Origin of the sequence: Micromonospora kangleipakensis (genome assembly GCF_004217615.1) — a bacterium.
Classification (GTDB): Bacteria; Actinomycetota; Actinomycetes; order Mycobacteriales; family Micromonosporaceae; genus Micromonospora; species Micromonospora kangleipakensis.
Genome location: NZ_SHLD01000001.1, coordinates 403940 through 424813 on the forward strand (window position 1 = coordinate 403940; position 20874 = coordinate 424813).

General features: G+C 74.8%; 23 protein-coding genes. 5 read left to right on the forward strand and 18 right to left on the reverse strand.

Annotated elements, in window-relative coordinates; all coding sequences use genetic code 11:
- Window positions 1-10: 10 nt before the first annotated feature.
- From EV384_RS02040 to EV384_RS02070, 7 genes are all read right to left on the reverse strand, one after another.
- Window positions 11-769 carry a type III pantothenate kinase gene (locus EV384_RS02040; protein ID WP_130329581.1) on the reverse strand — a complete coding sequence of 253 codons (759 nt, stop codon included), beginning with the start codon at window positions 767-769 and terminating at the stop codon, window positions 11-13.
- A 214-nt stretch (window positions 770-983) separates the two neighbouring features.
- On the reverse strand, window positions 984-1880 hold the full coding sequence (gene nadC / locus EV384_RS02045; RefSeq protein ID WP_130329583.1) for a carboxylating nicotinate-nucleotide diphosphorylase: 897 nt from the start codon (window positions 1878-1880) through the stop codon (window positions 984-986).
- A gap of 55 nt (window positions 1881-1935) precedes the next feature.
- Window positions 1936-3630 (reverse strand): L-aspartate oxidase, encoded by a 1695-nt coding sequence (locus EV384_RS02050; RefSeq protein ID WP_130329585.1) that lies wholly within the window; start codon window positions 3628-3630, stop codon window positions 1936-1938.
- Window positions 3631-3692: 62 nt separating this feature from the next.
- Complete coding sequence (locus EV384_RS02055; protein ID WP_130329587.1) at window positions 3693-4586, reverse strand: septum formation family protein; 894 nt, start codon at window positions 4584-4586, stop codon at window positions 3693-3695.
- Between the two features lie 185 nt (window positions 4587-4771).
- A complete protein-coding gene (gene panD, locus EV384_RS02060) occupies window positions 4772-5200 on the reverse strand; it encodes an aspartate 1-decarboxylase (RefSeq protein WP_130329589.1) in 429 nt (142 codons plus the stop codon).
- 32 nt (window positions 5201-5232) lie between these two features.
- Complete coding sequence (panC, locus tag EV384_RS02065) at window positions 5233-6084, reverse strand: pantoate--beta-alanine ligase (RefSeq protein ID WP_130329591.1); 852 nt, start codon at window positions 6082-6084, stop codon at window positions 5233-5235.
- 47 nt (window positions 6085-6131) lie between these two features.
- Window positions 6132-7112: a Rossmann-like and DUF2520 domain-containing protein gene (locus tag EV384_RS02070; RefSeq protein WP_130329593.1), complete on the reverse strand. Its 981-nt coding sequence runs from the start codon at window positions 7110-7112 to the stop codon at window positions 6132-6134.
- A gap of 178 nt (window positions 7113-7290) precedes the next feature.
- Here EV384_RS02070 and EV384_RS02075 point away from each other — a divergent pair, with 178 nt between their 5' ends.
- Window positions 7291-8283: an SAM-dependent methyltransferase gene (locus EV384_RS02075; protein ID WP_130340159.1), complete on the forward strand. Its 993-nt coding sequence runs from the start codon at window positions 7291-7293 to the stop codon at window positions 8281-8283.
- Window positions 8280-9449: an NADH-quinone oxidoreductase subunit D gene (locus tag EV384_RS02080; protein WP_207232218.1), complete on the forward strand. Its 1170-nt coding sequence runs from the start codon at window positions 8280-8282 to the stop codon at window positions 9447-9449. Before EV384_RS02075 ends, EV384_RS02080 begins: the two co-directional genes overlap by 4 nt.
- 13 nt (window positions 9450-9462) lie before the next feature.
- Here EV384_RS02080 and EV384_RS02085 read toward each other — a convergent pair whose 3' ends face one another.
- The 4 genes from EV384_RS02085 to EV384_RS02100 all read right to left on the reverse strand — a co-directional run bounded on the left by EV384_RS02085 (window position 9463) and on the right by EV384_RS02100 (window position 14085).
- On the reverse strand, window positions 9463-11229 hold the full coding sequence (locus EV384_RS02085) for a hypothetical protein (RefSeq protein ID WP_207232219.1): 1767 nt from the start codon (window positions 11227-11229) through the stop codon (window positions 9463-9465).
- 135 nt (window positions 11230-11364) lie between these two features.
- Window positions 11365-12369 (reverse strand): glycine betaine ABC transporter substrate-binding protein, encoded by a 1005-nt coding sequence (locus EV384_RS02090; protein ID WP_130329597.1) that lies wholly within the window; start codon window positions 12367-12369, stop codon window positions 11365-11367.
- A 188-nt stretch (window positions 12370-12557) separates the two neighbouring features.
- Window positions 12558-13283 carry an ABC transporter permease gene (locus EV384_RS02095; protein ID WP_130329599.1) on the reverse strand — a complete coding sequence of 242 codons (726 nt, stop codon included), beginning with the start codon at window positions 13281-13283 and terminating at the stop codon, window positions 12558-12560.
- Between the two features lie 115 nt (window positions 13284-13398).
- Window positions 13399-14085 (reverse strand): ABC transporter permease, encoded by a 687-nt coding sequence (locus tag EV384_RS02100; RefSeq protein WP_130329601.1) that lies wholly within the window; start codon window positions 14083-14085, stop codon window positions 13399-13401.
- 2 nt (window positions 14086-14087) lie between these two features.
- On the opposite strand from EV384_RS02100, the gene EV384_RS02105 reads away from it, so the two are divergent.
- A complete protein-coding gene (locus EV384_RS02105; RefSeq protein WP_130329603.1) occupies window positions 14088-15089 on the forward strand; it encodes an ABC transporter ATP-binding protein in 1002 nt (333 codons plus the stop codon).
- A 36-nt stretch (window positions 15090-15125) separates the two neighbouring features.
- Here EV384_RS02105 and EV384_RS02110 read toward each other — a convergent pair whose 3' ends face one another.
- The 7 genes from EV384_RS02110 to folP all read right to left on the reverse strand — a co-directional run bounded on the left by EV384_RS02110 (window position 15126) and on the right by folP (window position 19821).
- Window positions 15126-15626 (reverse strand): hypothetical protein, encoded by a 501-nt coding sequence (locus EV384_RS02110; protein WP_130329605.1) that lies wholly within the window; start codon window positions 15624-15626, stop codon window positions 15126-15128.
- Window positions 15627-15710: 84 nt separating this feature from the next.
- Complete coding sequence (locus tag EV384_RS02115; RefSeq protein ID WP_130329607.1) at window positions 15711-16013, reverse strand: hypothetical protein; 303 nt, start codon at window positions 16011-16013, stop codon at window positions 15711-15713.
- 52 nt (window positions 16014-16065) lie between these two features.
- Window positions 16066-17286 (reverse strand): ABC transporter permease, encoded by a 1221-nt coding sequence (locus tag EV384_RS02120; protein WP_130329609.1) that lies wholly within the window; start codon window positions 17284-17286, stop codon window positions 16066-16068.
- A 118-nt stretch (window positions 17287-17404) separates the two neighbouring features.
- Window positions 17405-17896, reverse strand: a complete 492-nt coding sequence (locus EV384_RS02125) for a DUF3180 domain-containing protein (RefSeq protein ID WP_423202941.1) — start codon at window positions 17894-17896, stop codon at window positions 17405-17407.
- A gap of 61 nt (window positions 17897-17957) precedes the next feature.
- Complete coding sequence (gene folK / locus EV384_RS02130) at window positions 17958-18485, reverse strand: 2-amino-4-hydroxy-6-hydroxymethyldihydropteridine diphosphokinase (RefSeq protein WP_130329613.1); 528 nt, start codon at window positions 18483-18485, stop codon at window positions 17958-17960.
- Window positions 18482-18841 (reverse strand): dihydroneopterin aldolase, encoded by a 360-nt coding sequence (gene folB, locus EV384_RS02135; protein WP_130329615.1) that lies wholly within the window; start codon window positions 18839-18841, stop codon window positions 18482-18484. The genes folK and folB overlap by 4 nt, the downstream gene beginning before the upstream one ends.
- On the reverse strand, window positions 18838-19821 hold the full coding sequence (gene folP, locus EV384_RS02140) for a dihydropteroate synthase (RefSeq protein ID WP_130329618.1): 984 nt from the start codon (window positions 19819-19821) through the stop codon (window positions 18838-18840). Before folP ends, folB begins: the two co-directional genes overlap by 4 nt.
- A gap of 357 nt (window positions 19822-20178) precedes the next feature.
- Here folP and EV384_RS02145 point away from each other — a divergent pair, with 357 nt between their 5' ends.
- The gene (locus tag EV384_RS02145; protein WP_130329620.1) at window positions 20179-20493 is read left to right on the forward strand and encodes a hypothetical protein; all 315 of its coding nucleotides are present in this window, start codon (window positions 20179-20181) and stop codon (window positions 20491-20493) included.
- Window positions 20494-20505: 12 nt separating this feature from the next.
- Window positions 20506-20868, forward strand: coding sequence for a hypothetical protein (locus EV384_RS02150; RefSeq protein ID WP_130329622.1), 363 nt, complete (start codon window positions 20506-20508; stop codon window positions 20866-20868).
- Window positions 20869-20874: the final 6 nt, after the last annotated feature.

Sequence of the window (20874 nt, forward strand, 5' to 3'; positions counted from 1 at the left end):
GCGGCCGGGGTCAGGTGTTGCGCTCGTAGACCATTCGCAGGCCGATCAGCGTGATCATCGGCTCGTGGTGGGTGATGGTCCGGCACTCGCCGATCACCACCGAGGCCAGCCCGCCGGTCGCGATGACGGCCCTCACCTCGCCCAACTCCTCGACCATCCGCTCGACGATCCGGTCCACCTGGCCCGCGAAGCCGAAGTACAGGCCGGACTGGAGGCACTCCACGGTGTTCTTGCCGATCACCGAGCGGGGCATGGTGGCCTCCACCTTGCGCAGCTGCGCCGCCCGGGCGGCCAGCGCGTCGAAGGAGATCTCGATGCCCGGCGCGAACGCGCCGCCGAGGAACTCGCCCCGGCCGCTGATCACGTCGAAGTTGGTGGTGGTGCCGAAGTCCACCACGATCGACGGTCCGCCGTAGAGGGTGTACGCGGCCAGGGTGTTGACCACCCGGTCCGCGCCGACCTCCTTGGGGTTGTCGATCGCGAGCTGCACCCCGGTCCGCACCCCGGGCTCGACGATCACACTGGGCAGGTCGGCGTAGTAGCGGCCCAGCATGGTCCGCAACGAACGCAGCGCGGCCGGCACCGTCGAGCAGGCGGCCACCCCGGTGATCTCCACGGCGTCACCGGCCAGCAGCCCCCGGAACATCAGACCCAGCTCGTCCGCCGTCGAGCGGGCGTCGGTCTTGATCCGCCAGGAGTGCACCAGCTTGTCGCCGTCAAAGGTCGCCAGCACGGTGTTGGTGTTTCCGATGTCGATGCAGAGCAGCACGCACGAAGCCTAGACGGCGCCCTGGATGGTGAGCGCGAGGAGTGAGCCGGGGTTGCGAGCCCCGCAGTCGCGAACGAAAGGCGGCACGGTGAGCGCGAGGAGTGAGCCGGGGCTGCGAGCCCCGCAGTCGCGAACGAAAAGGCGGCACGGTGAGCGCGAGGAGTGAGCCGGGGTTGCGAGCCCCGCAGTCGCGAACGAAAGGGGGCTCAGCCGCTCATTCCTCCCGCAGGTCCAGGGCGATGTCCAGGATCGGCGAGGAATGGGTCAGCGCGCCCACCGAGATGAAGTCCACGCCGGTCGCGCCGTACTCGGCGGCCACCGGCAGGGTCAGCCCGCCGGTCGCCTCCAGCTCCGCCCGGTCCCCCACCGCGGCGACCACCTCGCGCAGCTGTGCCGGGGTCATGTTGTCCAGCAGCAGAAAGCCGGCCCCGGCCTCGACGGCCTCCACCGCCTCCGCGAGGGTGTCCACCTCCACCTGCACCGGCACGTCCGGGAAGGCCTCCCGGACCCGTCGGTAGGCCGCGCCGATGCCGCCGGCGGCGACCTTGTGGTTGTCCTTGATCATCGCGACGTCGTGCAGGCCCATCCGCTTGTTGGTGCCGCCGCCGGCGCGGACCGCGTACTTCTCCAGGGCCCGCAGGCCCGGCGTGGTCTTCCGGGTGTCCAGCACCATCGCCTTCGTGCCGGCCAGGGCGTCCGCCCAGGCGCGGGTGTGGGTGGCCACCCCGGACATCCGGCAGAGCAGGTTCAGCGCCGTCCGCTCGGCGGTGAGCAGCAGCCGGGTCGGGCCGGTCACCGTGGCCAGCACGTCGCCGCGCGCCACCCGCTGCCCGTCGTGGGCCACCAACGACACCTCGACCGTACGGTCCGACCCGGTCACCTCGCCGACCAGCTCGAACACGGCGGCGGCCACGGCCAGCCCGGCCACCACGCCGTCGGCGCGGGCGACCAGGTCGGCGGTGTCGTTCTGCGCGTCCGGGATGGTGGCCACGCTGGTCACGTCGAGGAAGTCCGGGCCGAGGTCCTCGGTGAGCGCGTCGACGATCACCCGCTGCACCCACACCGGGTCCAGGCTCGCCGCCCGCAACGCCTGCTCCGTCGACTCCCTCACCACTTCTCCTCAGTTCGCGACTGCGGGGCTCGCAAGATCGGCTCACTCCTCGCGCTCACGCCGACTCCTCCCACTGCTGCGTCAACCTGCCCTCCGCGCCGACGGCCGCGACGAGGTGGCCCAGCCACCGCTCGTCGGCCGTCGGGAAGTCCTCCCGCCAGTGGCAACCCCGGGTCTCCTGACGGACGTACGCGGCGGCGACCAGCGTCGACGCCACGGTGATCAGGTTCGTCGCCTCCCAGTCGGCGGTACGCGGCACGCCGCGTCCCCCGCCGAGCTCGATCAGCGTGCCGGCCGTCCCGGCGAGGGTCTCCGCCGAGCGGAGCACCCCCGCGCCCCGGGTCATCGCCCGTTGCAGGGCCGGCGTGCCCTCGGCGGGCACCACCCAGCCCGCCCCGCCCACCCAGGCGCCGGTCTCCGCCGGCCGGGCCTGCTCGGGCAGGCCGGCCGCGATGTCCTCGGCGATCCGGCGGGAGAAGACCAGCCCCTCCAGCAGCGAGTTGCTGGCCAGCCGGTTCGCGCCGTGCACGCCCGTGCAGGCGACCTCGCCGCAGGCGTACAGGCCGGGGATGGAGGTGCGGCCGTGCAGGTCGGTGCGGACGCCGCCGGAGGCGTAGTGGGCGGCCGGGGCGACCGGGATCAGGTCGGTGGCCGGGTCGACGCCGATGGCCAGGCAGGACGCGACGATGGTCGGGAAGCGGCCGGCGAGGAAGTCCCCGCCGAGGTGCCGGGCGTCCAGGTACACGTGGTCCGCGCCGGTGGCCAGCAGCACCCGGTGGATGCCCTTGGCGACGACGTCGCGGGGGGCCAGCTCGGCCAGCTCGTGCTGGCCGACCATGAACCGCTTGCCGTCGGCGTCGACCAGGTGGGCGCCCTCACCGCGCAGCGCCTCGGAGACCAGCGGCTGCTGGGCCCGGGTGACGCCGGGCACGCCCGCCCCCGCCGGGGTGATCAGCGCGGTCGGGTGGAACTGGACGAACTCCACGTCGGTGACCGCCGCGCCGGCCCGCACCGCGAGGGCGACCCCGTCGCCGGTGGAGACCGCCGGGTTGGTGGTGGCCGCGAAGATCTGCCCCATGCCGCCGGTGGCCAGCACCACCGCCCGGGCCAGAAGCGCCCCGACGCCGTCCTCGCTGCCCTCGCCGAGCACGTGCAGGGTGATCCCGCACGCCGGGCCGAGCCCGCCGGGACCGTCGCCCGGGGCGCGCAGCAGGTCGAGCACCAGGGCGTGCTCGACCAACCGGATCCACGGGTCCCGCCGGACCGCCGCGTGCAGCGCCCGCTGCACCTCGGCGCCCGTGGCGTCGCCGCCGGCGTGCACGATCCGGTCGGCCCGGTGGCCGCCCTCCCGGGTGAGCATCAGCGAGCCGTCCGGGTTCCGGTCGAACTCGGCGCCGATCCGCATCAGCTCCCGCAGCCGGGTCGGGCCCTCCTCGACCAGGACCCGCACCGCGGCCGGGTCGCAGAGGCCGACCCCGGCGATCTCGGTGTCCGAGGCGTGGGCCGCCGGGGTGTCCGCCGGGTCGAGTACGGCGGCGATGCCGCCCTGCGCCCAGCGGGTCGAACCGTCGTCGATGTTGACCTTGGTGACCACGGTGACGTGCAGCCCCGCCTCGCGCAGGTGCAGCGCGGCGGTCAGGCCGGCGACCCCGGAGCCGACGACGATCACGTCGGTGGTCTCCACCCAGCCGGGTGCGGGCGCGGCCAGCAGCCTGGGCAGGGCCGGCAGGTCGACGGTCGGAAGGTCCATGAGCACAGTCAACCCGAACGCCCCTCATCCCGGGCGGCGGGGGGCGGGACGAGTGGTTTCGGCTACCGCGTCCGGACCGGCAGGCCGGCCGGGCCGGCGCCCTTCAGGGAGGCGCTCACCGTACGGTCACTGAGCCACAGGTAGCAGCGGACGCCGCGGTCGCCCACGGTCCAGCGCCCTCGGGCGGGCGGGCGCACCACCACGCCGCTGCGGAAGCGCAGGGTCGGGTCGTCGGGCACCCCGGCGTACCGCGCGAGGACCCGGCCGCAGCCCGTGTAGAAGGGCGCCCAGTCGGCGTCCTTCCGCGGGTACGGGCGGTCCGGCGCCTTCCACACCCCGACGAACTCGGCGTCGTGGCGGGTGCCGCAGGCCACCGGGGTCAGCGTGCGCACCCCCCGGCCGTCGGTGGTCCCGGTCCGCTGGCACCCCAGCCGCAGCGCGGACGCCCCCGTCAGCGCGTCCCGCAGGCTGCCGGTCCGGGTGACCACCTCGGCCTTCGCCTCCACCGTGCTCAGCTCGGCCAGGTCGCAGCGGTACCAGCGGGAGCCGGCCGTCCAGCCGGGCGCCGAGGGCACCGCGACGGCCAGCCGCAGCCGGCCGGCCCGCCAGTCGTCGCCGACGTACCCGGTGGCCCGGGTGTCGCAGTCGGCGAAGGCGCCCCGCAGCTCGACCGAGCCGACGGCCGGCGGGGCTTCCGGCCCGCCCCGGAAGACGCCCACGTGCACGGTCTCCACCCGGTGCGGCAGGTCGCACCCCACCGGCTCGTAGGCGGCGAGGGTCAGCGTGCCGCCCGGGTCGGCCAGCTGGCAGACCCCGGCCACCGGGGTGAACGCGCCGGCCCCCGGCGGGGCGGCCCAGTCGTCGGTGAGGTCGCCGTCCAGCCCGGCGGTGGAGGCGCAGCCGGCCAGCAGACCCCCCGCGAACGCGGCGACCAGGATCGTCATCGCACGGCGCATCGCGGCCTCCCCAGCCGACGACCGTCACACCGACGGCGCGATCAGGGTAACCAGAAATGACGTTCCCGTGACAGACCGCACACCCGCCACACCCCCGCGATCTTGCACTTGTCGCCCCGCCGAACGCGACAAAAGCCCCAGAGCGCGGGCCCCAACTGCAAGATCCGGGGGGGTGGGGGTGGGGGTTAGGCGGGGGTGGCGGCCAGGGGGTTGGGGACGGGGTTGCCGGCGGTGCCGGGGGCGGCGGTGGTGGGGTCGGCCGTGAGGTCGACGATCTTGTTGGCGGCGTCTACGTGGACCACCCGGGGCTGGTAGGCGCGGGCCTCGGCGTCGTCCATCTGGCCGTACGAGATGAGGATGACCAGGTCACCAGGGTGCACCAGGTGCGCGGCGGCGCCGTTGATGCCGATCACGCCGCTGCCCCGCTCACCCGGGATGACGTACGTCTCCAGCCGGGCCCCGTTGGTGATGTCCACGATCGCCACCTGCTCCCCGGGGATCAGGTCGGCCGCGTCGAGCAGATCCTCGTCCACGGTCACCGAGCCGACGTAGTGCAGGTCAGCCTGCGTCACCGTGGCCCGGTGGATCTTCGACTTGAGCATGGTGCGAAGCATCGGGCGCCTTTCAACAGGTGTGGTGGTGGGTGTCAGGACTGCGGGGCGAGGTGGATCGCCGTGTTGTCGATCAGCCGAGTGGCGCCGACCCAGGCCGCGACCAGCAGCCGCGCCGGACCGGACACCGGCCCCGGCTCCAGGTCGGCGTCGGTGAGCACCAGGTAGTCGAGCCGGGCGCCGGGCGTACCGGAGTCGAAGGCCCGGTGGGCCGCGGCCAGCACCGCGCCGGCGTCCCCGCCCTCTTCGGCGGCCGCGACCCCGGCCCGCAGCGCGGCGGAGAGGCTCAGCGCCGCCGCCCGCTCGGGCGCGGAGAGGTAGCGGTTGCGGCTGGACAGGGCCAGCCCGTCCGGCTCCCGCACGGTCGGCACGCCGACCACCTCGACCGGCACGTCCAGGTCGCGGACCATCCGCCGGACCAGGGTCAGCTGCTGGTAGTCCTTCTCGCCGAAGAACGCCAGGTCCGGGCGGGTGAGCTGGAGCAGCTTCATGACCACGGTCAGCACGCCGTGGAAGAAGCCGGGCCGGCTCAGCCCCTCCAGGTCCTCGCCGAGCGGGCCCGGGTTGAGCCGCACCTTCGGCTCGCCGTCCGGGTACATGTCCGCCACCGAGGGGGCGAAGACCACGTCCGCGCCGGCCCGCCGGCAGACCTCCAGGTCCGCGTCGAGGGTGCGCGGGTACCGGTCGAAGTCCTCGTTCGGGCCGAACTGGAGCGGGTTCACGAAGATCGTGACGATGACGTGGTCGGCCCGCTCCCGGGCGGCCCGCAGCAGGGTCTCGTGCCCGGAGTGCAGCGCGCCCATGGTCATCACCACGCCGACCGTGCCGGTCAGCCCGTCCCGCGCCGCCGCCAGCTCCGTGCGCGTGTGCACCAACTCCGCCGTCACCTCACTTCGCGACTGCGGGGCTCGCAAGATCGGCTCACTCCCCACGCTCACGCCGCCACCTCCCGGTAGGTCCCCCCGCTCAGCACGTCCAGCAGCGACTCGGCGTCCGCCGGGCGCAGCCGGCCCGCGGCAATTGCACGGTCCGCGGTCCGTCGTGCCAACGCCAGGTAGGGCGCCACGGATTCCGGCGCCGTCGCCGCCAGCCGTTCCAGGTGCCGGCGCACGGTGCCCGCGTCGCCCCGGGAGACCGGGCCGGTCAGCGCGTCGTCGCCGAGCCGCAGGGCGTTCTCCAGCGCCGCCCGGAGCAGCGGGGCGAGCACCTTCTCCGGCCGGTCCACCCCGGCGTCGCGCAGCCGGTCGGCCGCCTCGTTGACCAGGGTGACCAGGTGGTTCGCGCCGTGCGCCAGGGCCGCGTGGTACAGCGGCCGGTCCGCCTCCGCCACCCACTCCGGCACGCCGCCGAGGTCCGCCACCAGCCGGGCGGCGAACGGGCGCAGCTCCGCCGGCGCGGTCACCCCGTACGAGATGCCGGCGAGGCGGGTCAGGTCGTCCGGCGTACCGGTGAAGGTCATCGCCGGGTGCAGCGCGAGCGGCCGGGCGCCGACGGCGGCGGCCGGGGCGAGGACCGCCAGCCCGTGCGCGCCGGAGGTGTGCGCGACCACCTGGCCGGGGCGCAGCGCCCCGGTCTCGGCCAGGCCGGCGACCACGCCCGCCAGGGCGTCGTCCGGCACCGCCACGATCAGCAGGTCGGTGGCGGCGCGGGCGACCGAGGTCGCGGACCGGTTCGGGGTCTCGGGGAGCAGCAGCGCCATCCGGGCCTTCACGGCGCCGGAGATGCCGGAGGCGGCGACCATCCGGTGGCCGGCGGCGGCGAGGGCCGCGCCGAGCACGGCGCCCACCCGACCGGCGCCGATCACGCCGACGGTGAGGGTGCGGGGAAAGACCAGCGGGGCGCCGGAAGAGGCGCCGCCCGACGGTACGGCGGGCCCGTGCGGGGCGGCCGTACGCGGGCGCAGCGGTGCGCTCATGGCAATCGATCCAGTCCTGCGAGTGGGTACCGGTCGACCGCAAGTATGCGCCGGGGTTACGGAACGAAAACAAGCATGTGTGAAAACCTTCACCGGGCGTGTGGAAGGCGGAATTTCGGGGCACCGCTACGGTCGGCGGGTGACCTCTTCCGCGGAGCTGCTGCCCTGGCGGGTGGCGATGGAGCAGGCGCTCTACGGGCCGGGCGGCTTCTTCGTCTCCGGGCCTGGCCCGGCCGCCCACTTCCGCACCAGCGTGCACGCCTCCCCGATCTTCGCCGCCGCCCTGTTCCGCCTCCTCGGCCGGGTCGACGCCGCGCTCGGCCACCCGTGCCGTCTCGACGTCGTGGACGTGGGCGCGGGGCGGGGTGAGCTCCTGGGTGCGCTGCTGACGCTGGCCGCCGCCGAGCCGGGTGCCGGGACGCCGCCGCTGCGGGACCGGCTGCGGCTGACGGCGGTCGAGCGGGCGGGACGGCCGGACGGCCTGCCGGACGACATCGCCTGGGTGAGCGAGATCCCGAACGGGACCGTGGGGCTGTCGGTCGCGACGGAGTGGCTGGACAACGTGCCGCTGGACCTCGCCGTACGGGCCCGGGACGGCTGGCGGTACCTGCTGGTCGACCCGACAACCGGGGTGGAGGCGCCGGGTGAGCGGGTGGACCCGGCCGACGCCGACTGGCTCGACCGGTGGTGGCCCGCCGCCGGGGCGGACAGCCTGGCCGAGATCGGGCGCAGCCGGGACGTGGCGTGGGCCGGCGCGGTCGGCAGCGTCGACCGGGGACTGGCCGTGGCCGTCGACTACGGGCACCAGCGCGACGACCGGCCGGTGGCCGGGAGCCTCACCGGGTACCGCGGCGGGCGGCAGGTGGTGCCGGTGCCGGACGGGTCGTGCGACGTCACCGCGCACGTCGCCGTGGACTCGGTCGCCTCCGCCGGTGCGCGGGTCGCCCGGTGCGCGTACACCCTGGTCCCGCAGCGGGAGGCGCTGCGGGCGCTCGGGGCCGACGGCGGGCGACCACCGCTGAGCCTGGCCGCCAGCGACCCGGCCGGCTACGTGCGGGCGCTCGCCGCCGCCTCGACGGCGGCCGAGCTGACCGACCCGGCCGGGCTCGGCGGGCACTGGTGGCTGCTGCAACCGGTCGGCGTCGCCCTCGATCCCTTCATGGCACGATGACGGACATGACCACGGACGCCGGCGACCTCCGCGAACTGACCGTCGGCACCGGCGCGGGCGGCGAGCAGCTCGGCACCGACATGGTGCTCAACATCGGCCCGCAGCACCCGTCCACGCACGGCGTGCTCCGGCTGAAGCTGGTGCTCGACGGCGAGCGGGTGGTCTCCGCCGACCCGATCGTCGGCTACATGCACCGGGGGGCGGAGAAGCTCTTCGAGGTCCGCGACTACCGGCAGATCATCGTGCTGGCCAACCGGCACGACTGGCTCTCCGCCTTCTCCAACGAGCTGGGCGTGGTGCTCGCCGTCGAACGGCTGATGGGCATGGAGGTGCCGGAGCGGGCGGTCTGGCTGCGGATGGCGCTCGCCGAGCTGAACCGGGTGCTCAACCATCTGATGTTCCTCGGCTCGTACCCACTGGAGATCGGCGCGATCACCCCCGTCTTCTACGCGTTCCGCGAGCGGGAGACGATCCAGGCGGTGATGGAGGAGGTCTCCGGGGGCCGGATCCACTACATGTTCAACCGGGTCGGCGGCCTCAAGGAGGAGGTGCCGGCCGGCTGGACCGGCCGGGCCCGCGCCGCGATCGGCGAGGTACGCCGCCGGCTGCCCGACCTGGACCACCTCATCCGACGCAACGAGATCTTCCTGGCCCGCACCGTCGGGGTGGGGGTGCTGTCGGCCGCCGACGCCGCCGCGTTCGGCGCGTCCGGGCCGGTCGCCCGGGCCTCCGGCCTCGACCTGGACCTGCGCCGGGACGAGCCCTACCTGGCGTACGACCAGCTCGACGTGCCCGTGGTCACCAAGACCGCCGGGGACTGCCACGCCCGCTTCGAGGTGCTGCTCGACCAGGTGTACGTCTCGCTGGACCTCGCCGAGCAGTGCCTGGACCGGGTGGACCGGCTCACCGGGCCGGTGAACACCCGGCTGCCCAAGGTGGTCAAGGCGCCCGAGGGGCACACCTACGCCTGGACCGAGAACCCGCTCGGCATCAACGGCTACTACCTGGTCTCCCGGGGCGAGAAGACCCCGTGGCGGCTCAAGCTGCGCACCGCCTCGTACGCCAACGTGCAGGCGCTGGCCACCCTGCTCCCCGGCTGCCTGGTGCCGGACCTGATCGCCATCCTCGGCTCGATGTTCTTCGTGGTCGGCGACATCGACAAGTAGCCGCGGGGGGCGGTCAGCGCCAGCGGTCGGCGGACCGCGCCCCACCGGCGCGCGGCACGTCGTCCTGCGGCGGGTAGCCGTACCGCTCCTCGCCGCGCGGCCGGCCGTACCGCACCGGCTCGGGCTCGGCCGCCCGCCAGTCGCCCGCCGACTGCGCGGAGCGCTGCGCCGGGGGACGCCACTCGTCGGGTACGGGCACCCCGCCGGCCGGGAGCGCCGGGCGGCTCTCCTCGGACCAGCCGCCACCCCAGCCGGGCTCGGCGTCCCGGTCCTGGTCGCGGCGCGGCTCGCCACGGCGTACCGACGCCCAACGGTCCTCGACCCGGAACTCCGTGCCGACGCCGTCGGCGTGCACCGCCGCGCGCCGCTCACCGACCCGCACCTCGCGGCCGTGCTCGTCGTCGCGGACCGAGGCCCAGCGGTCCCCGGCGCGCAGCTCCGACCAGTAGTCGCCGTCCGGGTCGTCCGACGCCGGGACGGTGGCCCGGCCGGGCTGCTCGGACGCGCCCCAGGCGCGGGCCTCCGGGGCGGCGTACGGCTCATCCGCACCGGCCCAGGACCGGTCGTCACCCGAGGCGCCCTGGCCGGCCCACGACCGGTCGTCACGCGCCCCGCCCTGACCCGCCCACGACCGGTCGTCACGCGGCGCGTCCTGGCCCGCTCCCCAGCCCCGGTCGTCGCGCGGCGCGCCCGCTCCCCAGCCCCGGTCGTCGCGCGGCGTGCCCGCTCCCGTCCGGTCGTCCTGGGCCGCCCCGGCCCAGCGATGCTCGTCGGCCGGGGCACCGGGCCACGACCGGTCGTCCCGGGCGGCTCCCGGCCCGGACCAGGCACGGTCCTCGCGGGCACCGGCCTGAGCGGCCCGCGACCGGTCGTCGGCCGACCAGGCCCGGTCCTCCTCCGGCTCCCGGTGACCGGCCCACGAGCGCTCCTCCGGCTCCGCACCGCCCCAGGGCCGCTCCTCCGGGGCCGGGGACCGCCGGCCGGCGTACCCGCCGCCGTAGCGGTTGCCGGCCACCGGGTCGGCGCCGTCCACGATGGTGTGCCGGGTGGTGACGTGCACGGTCTCGGTGTGGTGCACCACCCCGACCTGGCGCGGGGCCGGCTCCGGGCGGGCCTCCGGCTCGGCGGCGCGCGGGGCGCCGTACACGCCGGCCTGGGGGCGTTCGGCGGCGTAGCCGGCGGGGCGTTCGGCGGCGTACCGGCCGGCGGGCTGGGGGCGGCGGACCGCCTCCTCCTCGTCACGGCGGTCGCCGGCGGATTGTCCCCAGCCGGTCGGGGCCTCGTCCTGGGCGGCGTAGCGGCCCCGGCCCGGCGCGTCGTCGTACGTCTCGGCGGCCGGCACCCGGGCGCGGCCGCCGGCCTGCTCCTCGGCGGCCGCGGCGGAGATGCCCGCGGCGGCGGCGATGCCGGCGGCCGCGACGTCCAGCCGGCGCCGCAGCGCGGTCACCGACTCCTGGGCGCGCTGGGCCTGGTCGAGCGCCTGGTTGCCGCGCTGCGCGGCGGCCACGATCTCGCCGCGCAACTCCCGGCGCAGCTGCTCGATCTCGTCGAGCAGGTGCTCGGAGCCCGGCGACTCGCCGCCCTCGCCGCGCAGCGCGATGGAGAGACCGATCAGCACGACGGCCAGGATGGCCAGCACGGCGCCGAAGCGCAGCGGGCCGTTGCCGTCGGCGACGAGGAGGATCAGCGCCGCCATGGGCGCGAACGCCACACCGATCCAGAACAGGACGGTGAGCAGCGGCGAAGTGCGCTTCTCGGCGGGCGCAACGGGGGCGGGCATGGCTGTGCAGAGTACCGAGAGTTCCCCTGGCAGGGAACGGGCCGAACGCACCGATTCAGCAGGGACGCCGCACCCGTCACCCCGACCGCGGACGGTCGCCGACGGGCCACCCGGGCCCGTCGGCGACCGGTCGGGTCAGCTGGCGGCGAGCGCCCCGTCCGAGGAGAAGACCAGGCCCACGCTCGCCTGGCCGGTCTTCAGGGCGTTCTTGGTCTGCGGACCGCCGGCGTCCAGCGAGCTGAACGAGCCGGCCTTGAAGTTGTAGACCTCGACCAGGCCGGCCTGGCACTTCGGCCGCTGCGGGCACTCCGGCGGGCCGGCCAGCACGGTCGCCTGGCCGGAGCACTTGCTCGCCAGGTCGGAGAGCGTGGCCACCTTGTACTTGTCCGCGAACGCCTTGGTGACGGCGAACGCGTTCTGGTCCTGCGCGGCGGACGGCTTGCCGAAGGTGATCCCGGCCTTGTCGCCCTCCGCCTTCAGCGCGCTGACCGTCTTGTCCAGCTCGGGCGCGGAGACCGGCTGGGCGTCCTTGCCGTTGGCCTTGGTGTTGAGGAACTCGGCCATGGTGGCCGCGTACTCCGGGACGACCTGGATCTCGCCCTTGGCCAGGGCGGGCTCGTAGAGCTCGCGGTTGCCGATCGTCTGCACCTTGACCTGGTAACCGGCCGCGGTCAGCGCGATCTTGTAGAGCTCGGCGATGGTCTGACTCTCGCTGAAGTTGCCCGCGCCGACCGTGATCGAGCCGCCCGGCCCCTGCTCGATGCCCTCGGTCAGGTCGTTGGAGTCGGCGAACTCCTTCGCCGCGACCTGCGGGGTCTGGCGCTCCACGTCGACGGACTTGTTCAGCTCGATCAGCTTCGGCGTGTCCAGCTTCTCGGAGACCTTGTCCAGCGCGGCGACGAGCTGCGGGCTGGCCGCCTTCGCGTTGATGGCCGGGATGACGTTGTCGGTGTTCTGGAGCTTCTTGTCGTCGGTGAGGACGACCAGCTGGTCACCCTTGACCGGGGCGCAACCGGCTCCGGAGGCGCCCTTCTCGGGCGCGTCGGTGCCGGAGGACCCGGCGCCACCACAACCGGTCAGGAGCCCGGCCGCGGTGAGGGCGCCGACCGCCCCGACAGCCAGGCGTGTACGTGCGCGCATCATGCCCGCCTTCCGTGTCCCGGCGCGGCCCCTTCGGGCCGGCCGCGTGTCCGACGGGCGATCGGTCTGTGAACGCCCGCGAAGTCCACCCAACATCTTTCCCGGAGGCACCGACAACATGTGGCGACCTTCGTCACCGGATCGTCACCGTCACCTCCGGCACGAGCGGTTCGGGGCGTACCGGCGGATCAGCCGCCCCCGGCGACGGCGTCCGCCGCCCGGCGGTCCGCCCCGCGCCGGGCGCGGCGCAGCGGTCGGGGGGTGACCACCCGCTCGACCAGCGCGAGGAGCAGCTCCACCAGCACGGCGAGCCCGGCCACCAGCACGCCGCCGGCGATGATCTGGCCACCGCCGGCCGCGATGTCGAGCCCGAAGCCGGCCCGGATGATCTGGCCCAGCCCGCCGCCGTTGACGAAGGAGGCCAGCGCCGCGGTGGCGACCACCTGCACGGCGGCGGTCCGGAAGCCGGCGGCCAGGTACGGCACGGCGAGCGGCAGCTCCACCCGGCGCAGCAGCTGCCCGCCGGAGAGTCCCATCCCGCGCGCCGCGTCCCGGGCCTCCGGGTCGGCCTGCCGCACCCCGGTGTACGCGTTCGCCAGCAGCGGGGGCACCGCGAAGACGGCCAGCGCGGCCACCACCGACGGCCGGCCGAACCCGAGGAAGGTCAGCGGCAGGATGGTCAGCAGGGCCAGGGTCGGGATCGCCAGGCTGACGTTCGAGACCAGCAGCACCGCGCCGCCGCCCCGGCCGGTGTGCCCGAGCCAGAGCCCGATCGGCCAGGCCACCAGGCAGCCCAGCAGCACCGCCGCAGCGGACATGCTCAGGTGCTCGCCGAGCCGGTCCAGGATGCCGCCCGGGTTCGTCCAGTTCAGCGGGTCGTTCAGCCAGCGCACGGCCTGTTCGATCGCGTTCACCGTGCCGGCCTTCCGTTCGCGACTGCGGGGCTCCGCTCCGCTGCACTCCTCGCGCTCACCGTGCCGGCCTTCCGTTCGCGACTGCGGGGGCTCCGCTGCGCTGCACTCCTCGCGCTCACGAGACGCGCCCGCGCAGCCATGGGGTGAGCAGCCGGCCGACCCCGGCCAGGACCAGGTCCAGCACCAGCGCGAGCAGGACGCAGAGGAGCGTGCCGGTCATGATCTGCGCCTTGTAGAAGTTGTTCTGGAAGCCGGCGAAGATGAGCTGCCCCAGCCCGCCGCGACCGACGACCACCCCGACCGTGACCAGCGCCACCGTGGAGACGGTGGCCAGCCGCAGCCCGGTGAGGATGCCGGGCAGGGCCAGCGGCAGGTCGATTCGGAACAGCCGGCGCCAGCGGCCGTACCCCATCCCCTCGGCGGCCTCGCGGACCTCGGGGGGCACCTGGTTCAACCCGGCCATCGCGTTGCGGACGATCACCAGCAGGGCGTAGAGCACCACCACGCTGAGCACGGTCACCACGCCGATGCCCAGGTAGGGCGCGAGGAAGGCGAAGAGCGCCAGCGAGGGGACCGTGTAGAGCACGCCGGTGAGGGCCAGGATCGGCCCGGCGAGCGACCGGAACCAGTACGCCGCCACCGCCAGCGGCAGCGCCACCACCGCGGCGATCAGCACCGCCCGGGCGGTCAGCGAGGCGTGCTCGCGCAGCGCGGCGAGGATCGTGTCAGAGTTGTCCCGCACGTACTGCCACGAGAACCACGGGTTCTCCGGCTCGGCCCGGTAGCTCAGGTGGAGGGACACAGGTGGACGTTACCCCGGGGACCACCGGCGACGCCGGACACGGCGCTGCCTCCATCACGCTGGAGGGCATCCGCAAGCGCTACCCGGACGGGACCGAGGCGGTGCGGAAGCTGAGCCTGGAGGTGAAGGCCGGCGAGCTGGCGGTGCTGATCGGACCGTCGGGCTGCGGCAAGTCCACCGTGCTGCGGATGATCAACCGGCTGATCGAGCCGACCGACGGCCGGATCCTGCTCGGCGACGACGACGTCACCCGGGTCGACCCGGTCAAGCTGCGCCGCCGCATCGGGTACGTGATCCAGAACGTCGGCCTCTTCCCGCACCAGACGGTCAGCGCGAACGTGGCGACCGTGCCCGCCCTGCTCGGCTGGCCGCGGGAGCGGACCCGCCGGCGGGTCGACGAGCTGCTGGACCTGGTCGGCCTCGACCCGGCCCAGTTCGGCCGCCGCTACCCGCACGAGCTCTCCGGCGGTCAGCGGCAGCGGGTCGGGGTGGCCCGGGCCCTCGCGGCCGACCCGGTGGTGCTGCTGATGGACGAGCCCTTCTCCGCCGTCGACCCGATCGTCCGGACCCGGCTGCAGGAGGAGTTCCTCCGGCTCCAGGCCGAGGTCCGCAAGACCATCGTGCTGGTCACCCACGACCTGGACGAGGCGGTCCGGCTGGGCGACCGGATCGCGGTGCTCTCCGAGGGCGGCCGGTTGGAGCAGTACGACACCCCGGCCGCCATCCTCGGCTCGCCCGCCTCGCCGTTCGTCCGCGAGTTCGTCGGCGCCGACCGGGGCATCCGCCGGCTGGCGGTCACCCCGGTCACCCGGGCGGTGCTCGATCCGCTCCCGGTGGGTGGCGGGGCGGACCTGCCCGCGGTGCCGCTGGGCGGGTCCGCGTACGACGCGTTGGGCGTGCTGCTCACCTCGGCCGCCGAGCACGCCCTGGTCACCGAGGACGGCCACCCGGTCGGGCTGCTCAGCCGGGACCGGGTGCTGGGCCTGGGGGCGGTGGCGAGCTGACTACGGTCCGCCGGGCCGCGTCGAGGCCGGGCGGTGTCAGGCGCGGCCGCCGAGGCTGGCGGTGCCGACGACCCAGCCGGCGAAGAGGCCGTACGTGGCGCCGGTGCTCGCCGCCTGGAAGGCCGTGAGCAGCGACCCGTCCGGCCCGAGCAACGTGGCGAGCAGCCCGGTGAAGCCGCCGGCCAGGGCGTACGCCGCCCAACCGGAGAAGAACTGGCTGACCGAGCCCTGCACCCGGGCCACCTGCGAGGCGGGCAGCAGGTAGAGGAGGACCGCGGCCAGGATCACCATCAGCACGGCCCGCAGGTCGGTGGCGAACACCCCCTGCGCCGGGTCGTCGGAGTGCAGCCGCCAGGCCGGCCAGGCCAGCAGCCGCAGGAACCAGCCGCCCGCGCCGTTCGGGTCCGTGTGGTCCTGGACCCATCCCACGTACGCGGGGCTGCCGCCGACTCCGACCAGGAGCAGCGCGGCCAGGGTGCCGGTGCCCGCGGCGGTGCCGTACCCGCTGGCGGTCCGGGGGCGGTTGGTGAGGGCCATGGTGCGCTCAGTTCCCGGCTCGCGCCGCCGGGCAAACCTGCGCGTACGCGCGACCGCCGCGGGCCGGCGGAGAGCCATCGGACGTCAGTGCTTCAGCAGGTAGTCGATGAAGGCGGCCCGCAGCAACGACTCGGACTCCTCGTAACCGTGGCCGGTCAGCTCCCGCCAGAGGGCGTTGGCCTCGTCGATGATCGGCCCGACCGAGTTGGGCGCGCCGTCCAGCGCGGCGGCCTCGTCCGCGTTCGGCAGGTGCCGCAGCACCGACCAGAAGAAGGCCACGTCGCGGCGCTCCCGGGCCAGGGCGAACGCCTGCTCGCGCAACTCCTCGGTGGAGAGCTGGTCGAGCTGGTCGAAGGTACGGCCGCCGGTGGCAGGAGATTCGGTCATGCCGCCGAGCCTAACCGGCGAGATCAGGCTCGGCGCACCGGACGCGACCCGGTCAGCGGTCGTCGGCGTCCCAGCGCTGCGGGCCGGTCTCCCAGCGGTGCGCCTCCCACGGGTCGGCCGTGGTCTCCTCGGCCTGCACGGGCAGCACCGACGGCCAGGTGTCAACCGGGCCGGACCGGGTCAGCGCCCAGCCCGTGCTGATCGTGCCGTCCCCCGCCGGGGCCAGCTCGGGCGCCTCGCCGGTGGCCGTTCGCGGTCGACCGAGCGCCTCGACCAGCCGGGTGACCAGCAGCCCGCCGCCGAGCACCGCCCCGCCGACGGCCCACCGGCTGACCGTCCAGCCGCGGGCCTGCGCCCAGGCGAGGAAGACCACGACCAGGCTGACCGCGATCAGGGTGCCGAGGATCCCGCCGCGCCGGCCGTACGCGCTGGTGCCGGCGAGCATCGCCGTGCCGACGGCCAGGATCGACCAGTCCAGCCCGGAGGTGGGCGCCACCGGCCCAGTCCCGTTGGTCGCGATCAGCACCCCGGCGAGCATGGCGAGCACGGTGGAGCCGACCAGCGCCAGGACGGTCACCATCGCGGCGACGACGCCCCGGCGCCGGGCCGGGTCGGTGACCGGCCGGAACCGGCCCACCAGCCGCCGGATCGCCTTGACCGCGCCGAACAGGCCGCCGAGGACGGCCACCGCGGCGAAGCCGGCGAAGAGGTTGACGGCCATGCCCCGGGGGTCGTACGTGCCCTGGACCACGACCGGGCTGGCCCGCCGCTCGATGTACACGATCACCCCGGCCGCGCCCGCGAGGCTGGCCGCCCAGCCGGGCACGTGCAGCACCACCACCGCCAGGGCGAGAGCCGCGCCGCCCAGGGCGGCCACCACCAGCGCCGGGAGGAGCGCCTCCCGCAGGCCCCGGTCGCCCTGCTCGGCGACGTGCAGCGCGGCGGCCACCGCGACCGGGCCGACCGCCAGGTTGACCGCGGCGGCGCGCAGGCTCAGCCCGGCGGCGAGGGCCAGCAGGCCCAGCGCGACCGCGTCGACCAGCAGCGACTTCAGGCCGTCGCCGCGCAACGCGTCCGCGTTCTCCCGCCAGAGCAGGTACGCCATGCCGCCCAGCCCGGCCAGCAGCACGAACTCCCAGACCACGTGGACCGCGATCCGGTCCCGCCCCGGCTCGCCGTGCAGGGGATCGTCGAAGACGTTCTCCAGCACGGCGGCGGGCACACCCGACGACGGCTCCGCCGGTGCATCCCGGCCCGTTTCGTCGTACGCCATGACCCGCGCCTCCCACGTCGCCGGCCGTCCGGCCCGACGCACGGGCGGACCGGCGGCGGCCGTTGCTTCCGGTCGCCAGGGACGGTACCTGCGGGCAGGGGTGGGGGGAAGCCCCTGATCAACGCTGGCCGGGACGGCTCTCCCGGTCGCCGGGCTCGCGGTCCTCGTCGTCCTCCTGCTCCGGCACCCGGCAGGCCCGCTCCAGCCAGAGCGCGGCGCCGACCAGGGCGAGCGAGGCGAGCAGCCCGGCGCCCGCGGCGGGTCGGTCGTCGACGGCGGCGTTGGTCCGCTCGAGGAAGAGCCACGCGGTCATCCCCGCGTAGAAGCCGGCGAAGATCGCCCCGGCCAGCGCGGACGCCTTGGCGAGCACCACGAACCGGGCGACCAGCAGCGGGTTGACCGGCTCCCGGCCCGGCCTGAGCCCCTCGATCCGGCCGCGGGTGTTCACCGCCGCGTACGCCTCCAGCACCGCGAGGCCGGCCAGCGTGACCACCGGCAGCCAGGGCAGCCTCGGCGCGACGTCGTAGTAGAAGATGCTGATCAGCAGCCAGGCCACCGCGGCGGCGGCGAGGGCGGCCACCACCAGCGTGGAGATTCGGGTCGGACCCATCCGGAAGCGGTCGGGGTCGCGCGGGGACTGCGCCTGGCTCATGCCGTCCGGCTCCAGTGGGTCATGCGTCCGACTCTAACGCCAGATCCGGTCGGGGACTCAGTTCCAGGGCGTCCCCGGCCAACGGCTCGGCGTTGAGCACGTCCGTCAGCCAGCCGTGGCCGGGCAGCCGCCCGTGCGGCTCGATGTCGATCCACGGCCGCAGCACGAAGGCCCGCAGGTGGGCGCGGGGGTGCGGCAGGGTCAGCTCCGGGTCGTCGCTGAGCACCGGCTCACCCGCGTCGTCCCAGACCGCGACGACGTCGACGTCCAGGGTGCGCGGTCCGAACCGGCGTTCCGGGTCGCGGACCCGGCCGGCGGCCGCCTCGGCGGCCCGGGCCCGCTCCAGCCAGTCCCGCGCGATCGCCGCCGGGTCCACGGCCAGCACCACCGCGTTCAGGTACGCCGGCTGCTCGGCGTCCCCCCACGGTGGAGTCTCGTACACGCCGGAGACCACCCGCACCGCGTCGCCGAGCGCGGCCACCGCCGAGCGCAGGTGGTCGAGGCGGTCGCCGAGGTTGCTGCCGATCGACAGCACGGCCCGGGTCACCGGGTACGCCGCATCGTGACGGCCACGTCCCGGAAGGCGTGCGGGATCGGGGCCTCGGGCTTGTGCACGGTGACCGTGGCGGCGCCGACCAGCGGTTCGGCGAGGCAGACCGCGAGCAGCCGCTCGGCGAGCGTCTCGATCAGGTTCACCGGCTCCCCGGTGATCACCGCGACCAGCCGCTCGGCCAGCTCGCCGTAGTGCACCGTGTCGGTCACCTCGTCGGAGCGGGCGGCCGGGGCCAGGTCGAGTTCGAGCACCGCGTCGACCACGAACTCCTGCCCCTGGGCGCGCTCGAAGTCGTAGACGCCGTGCCGGCCGCGCGCCCGCAGCCCGGTCAGCTCGATCCGGTCGGTCATCGTGCTCCCTCTCCCCGCGCCGCACCCGCCGGCCGGGCCTCTTCCTCGCCGGGCGGCGGCTGGCCGCCCCCGCCGGCAGCGTCGCTCCCGCTCCGGCCGGGCGGCTCTCCGCCGTTGCCGGCGGGCCGGTCGGCAGGCCCGGCGACCAGGCGGGGGCGGCCGGTGGCGGCCCAGACGGCGAGCGCGTCGGCGGTGGCGCGGACGTCGTGCACGCGGACCCCCCAGGCGCCGGCGGCGACAGCGAGCAGGCTGGTGGCGACGGTGGCCGCCTCCCGGTCCGCGGTCGGGCGGGGCGTGCCGTCCGGGGCGGCCAGCAGCCGGCCCAGGTACGACTTGCGGCTCGCCCCGAAGAGCAGCGGGAAGCCGAGTTCGAGCAGCTCGGGCAGGCGGGCGCTGAGCTCCCAGTTGTGCGCGGCGGTCTTGGCGAAGCCGAGCCCGGGGTCGATGATGATCCGGTCGGCGGCCACCCCGGCGGCCAGCGCCTCGTCCACCCGCTGACTCAGCTCGGCCCGGACGTCGGCGACCACGTCGGTGTAGCTGGCCAGGTCGCGCATCCCGCGGGAGTGCCCGCGCCAGTGCATCAGCACCCAGGGGCAGCCGGCGTCGCGGACCACCCGGGCCATGTCCGGGTCGGCGAGGCCGCCGGAGACGTCGTTGACCACGTCGGCGCCGGCGGCGAGGGCCGCCTCGGCCACCCGGGCCCGGCTGGTGTCGATGCTGACCGGGATGCCGGCGGCGGCGAGTTCGCGGATCACCGGCAGCACCCGGGCCGTCTCGGTCTCCGGGTCGACCCGGTCGGCGCCGGGACGGGTCGACTCCCCGCCCACGTCCACCAGGTCCGCGCCGGCCGCGCGCAGTCGCACTCCGTGTCCGACGGCGGCGTCGAGATCGGCGTACCTGCCGCCGTCGGAAAAGGAGTCGGGCGTGACGTTGAGAACGCCCATCACCACCGGGGCCTGCGCCCGTTCCAGATCGGTCACGACTAGACCGTACCGGTCGCCAGCAGGGCCTCCGGCGACCCGGCCCAGGACCGTCCGCGACGGCCCTGACATGCCGATTGGAACAGGTGTACGATCGGTCGTCCGGGGCGAAGCGGGTCGACTCTTCGCGGGTTGTCGCAAAGGTGGCCGGGCCGTACGCTTTGGAATTGCCCAGCATCGAGATGGCGAAGCCTGGAGGGAGGGCCGAAGCGGGAGAAATTCCCCCAAAGCTCACCACTCTCCGTGGTGAGTAACGAACGCAGTGTCGCCGACGCTGCGCACAGTGAGCACCGATCCCGCCAGGCTTGACTACTGCACCACCGCGGCGTCGCCGGCCGCGATATGGGGAGGTTTCCAGTGATCGCCATCGAGCTCCTGGGGACGGCGTCGTCCGCCGTCGACCACGCGCTCCACACCCTGGCGTCGACTCCACTCGCCGAGCCGGCGCCCAAGGGGATCGACACCGAGGGTGTCGTCACCTTCTTCGCCAGCAAGATCGCGCCGATCCTGCTCGCCGTCCTCGGCGTCATCTTCATCGGCCGCGCCAGCCGGGGCGAGATCTCGAAGGTGCTGACCAGCTCCGCCATCGCCATCGTCGGCCTGGCCTTCATCGCCGGTGCCGCCACCCTCTTCTTCATCGGCGACTACCTGATCAACCTGATCTTCGAATAGGCGCGGGCGACCATGCGGCTGCGCACCGACGACGACATCTACCGGGCACGTCTCGTCTATCTCGGGCCGCCCGGCTACACCCTTCCCGTGCACCTGCCGTACGCCCAGTACGGCCTGTTCATGCTGCTCGTACCCCTCTACATGTTCATCCACTGGCTGTTCACGCTGAAGGTCGAGCTGTTCCCCGCGTGGGAGATCTCGCTCGCCATCGTGACCACCTCGTTCATCTTCCGGTACGTCGACCCGGACCGGCCGGCGCGCATGGTCATCCGCACCGCGCTGACCGACTGGCGACGCACCCGGGAGCCGGCCGCCGAGCTGCGCGACCCGCGCCTGGTGGCGAGCCGGATCAGGATCCGGGAGGAACTGGCATGACCGGGC

What these genes read in the sequence shown, in the direction of transcription:
- EV384_RS02050 (WP_130329585.1), bottom strand. Translation starts at nt 3,630, where the DNA reads ATGGACCTTCCGACCGTCGACCTGCCGGCCCTGCCCAGGCTGCTGGCC.
- EV384_RS02055 (WP_130329587.1), bottom strand. Translation starts at nt 4,586, where the DNA reads ATGCGCCGTGCGATGACGATCCTGGTCGCCGCGTTCGCGGGGGGTCTG.
- panD (WP_130329589.1), bottom strand. Translation starts at nt 5,200, where the DNA reads ATGCTTCGCACCATGCTCAAGTCGAAGATCCACCGGGCCACGGTGACG.
- EV384_RS02070 (WP_130329593.1), bottom strand. Translation starts at nt 7,112, where the DNA reads ATGAGCGCACCGCTGCGCCCGCGTACGGCCGCCCCGCACGGGCCCGCC.
- EV384_RS02075 (WP_130340159.1), top strand. Translation starts at nt 7,291, where the DNA reads ATGGAGCAGGCGCTCTACGGGCCGGGCGGCTTCTTCGTCTCCGGGCCT.
- EV384_RS02080 (WP_207232218.1), top strand. Translation starts at nt 8,280, where the DNA reads ATGACGGACATGACCACGGACGCCGGCGACCTCCGCGAACTGACCGTC.
- EV384_RS02085 (WP_207232219.1), bottom strand. Translation starts at nt 11,229, where the DNA reads ATGCCCGCCCCCGTTGCGCCCGCCGAGAAGCGCACTTCGCCGCTGCTC.
- EV384_RS02090 (WP_130329597.1), bottom strand. Translation starts at nt 12,369, where the DNA reads ATGCGCGCACGTACACGCCTGGCTGTCGGGGCGGTCGGCGCCCTCACC.
- EV384_RS02110 (WP_130329605.1), bottom strand. Translation starts at nt 15,626, where the DNA reads ATGGCCCTCACCAACCGCCCCCGGACCGCCAGCGGGTACGGCACCGCC.
- EV384_RS02115 (WP_130329607.1), bottom strand. Translation starts at nt 16,013, where the DNA reads ATGACCGAATCTCCTGCCACCGGCGGCCGTACCTTCGACCAGCTCGAC.
- EV384_RS02120 (WP_130329609.1), bottom strand. Translation starts at nt 17,286, where the DNA reads ATGGCGTACGACGAAACGGGCCGGGATGCACCGGCGGAGCCGTCGTCG.
- EV384_RS02125 (WP_423202941.1), bottom strand. Translation starts at nt 17,896, where the DNA reads ATGGGTCCGACCCGAATCTCCACGCTGGTGGTGGCCGCCCTCGCCGCC.
- folB (WP_130329615.1), bottom strand. Translation starts at nt 18,841, where the DNA reads ATGACCGACCGGATCGAGCTGACCGGGCTGCGGGCGCGCGGCCGGCAC.
- EV384_RS02150 (WP_130329622.1), top strand. Translation starts at nt 20,506, where the DNA reads ATGCGGCTGCGCACCGACGACGACATCTACCGGGCACGTCTCGTCTAT.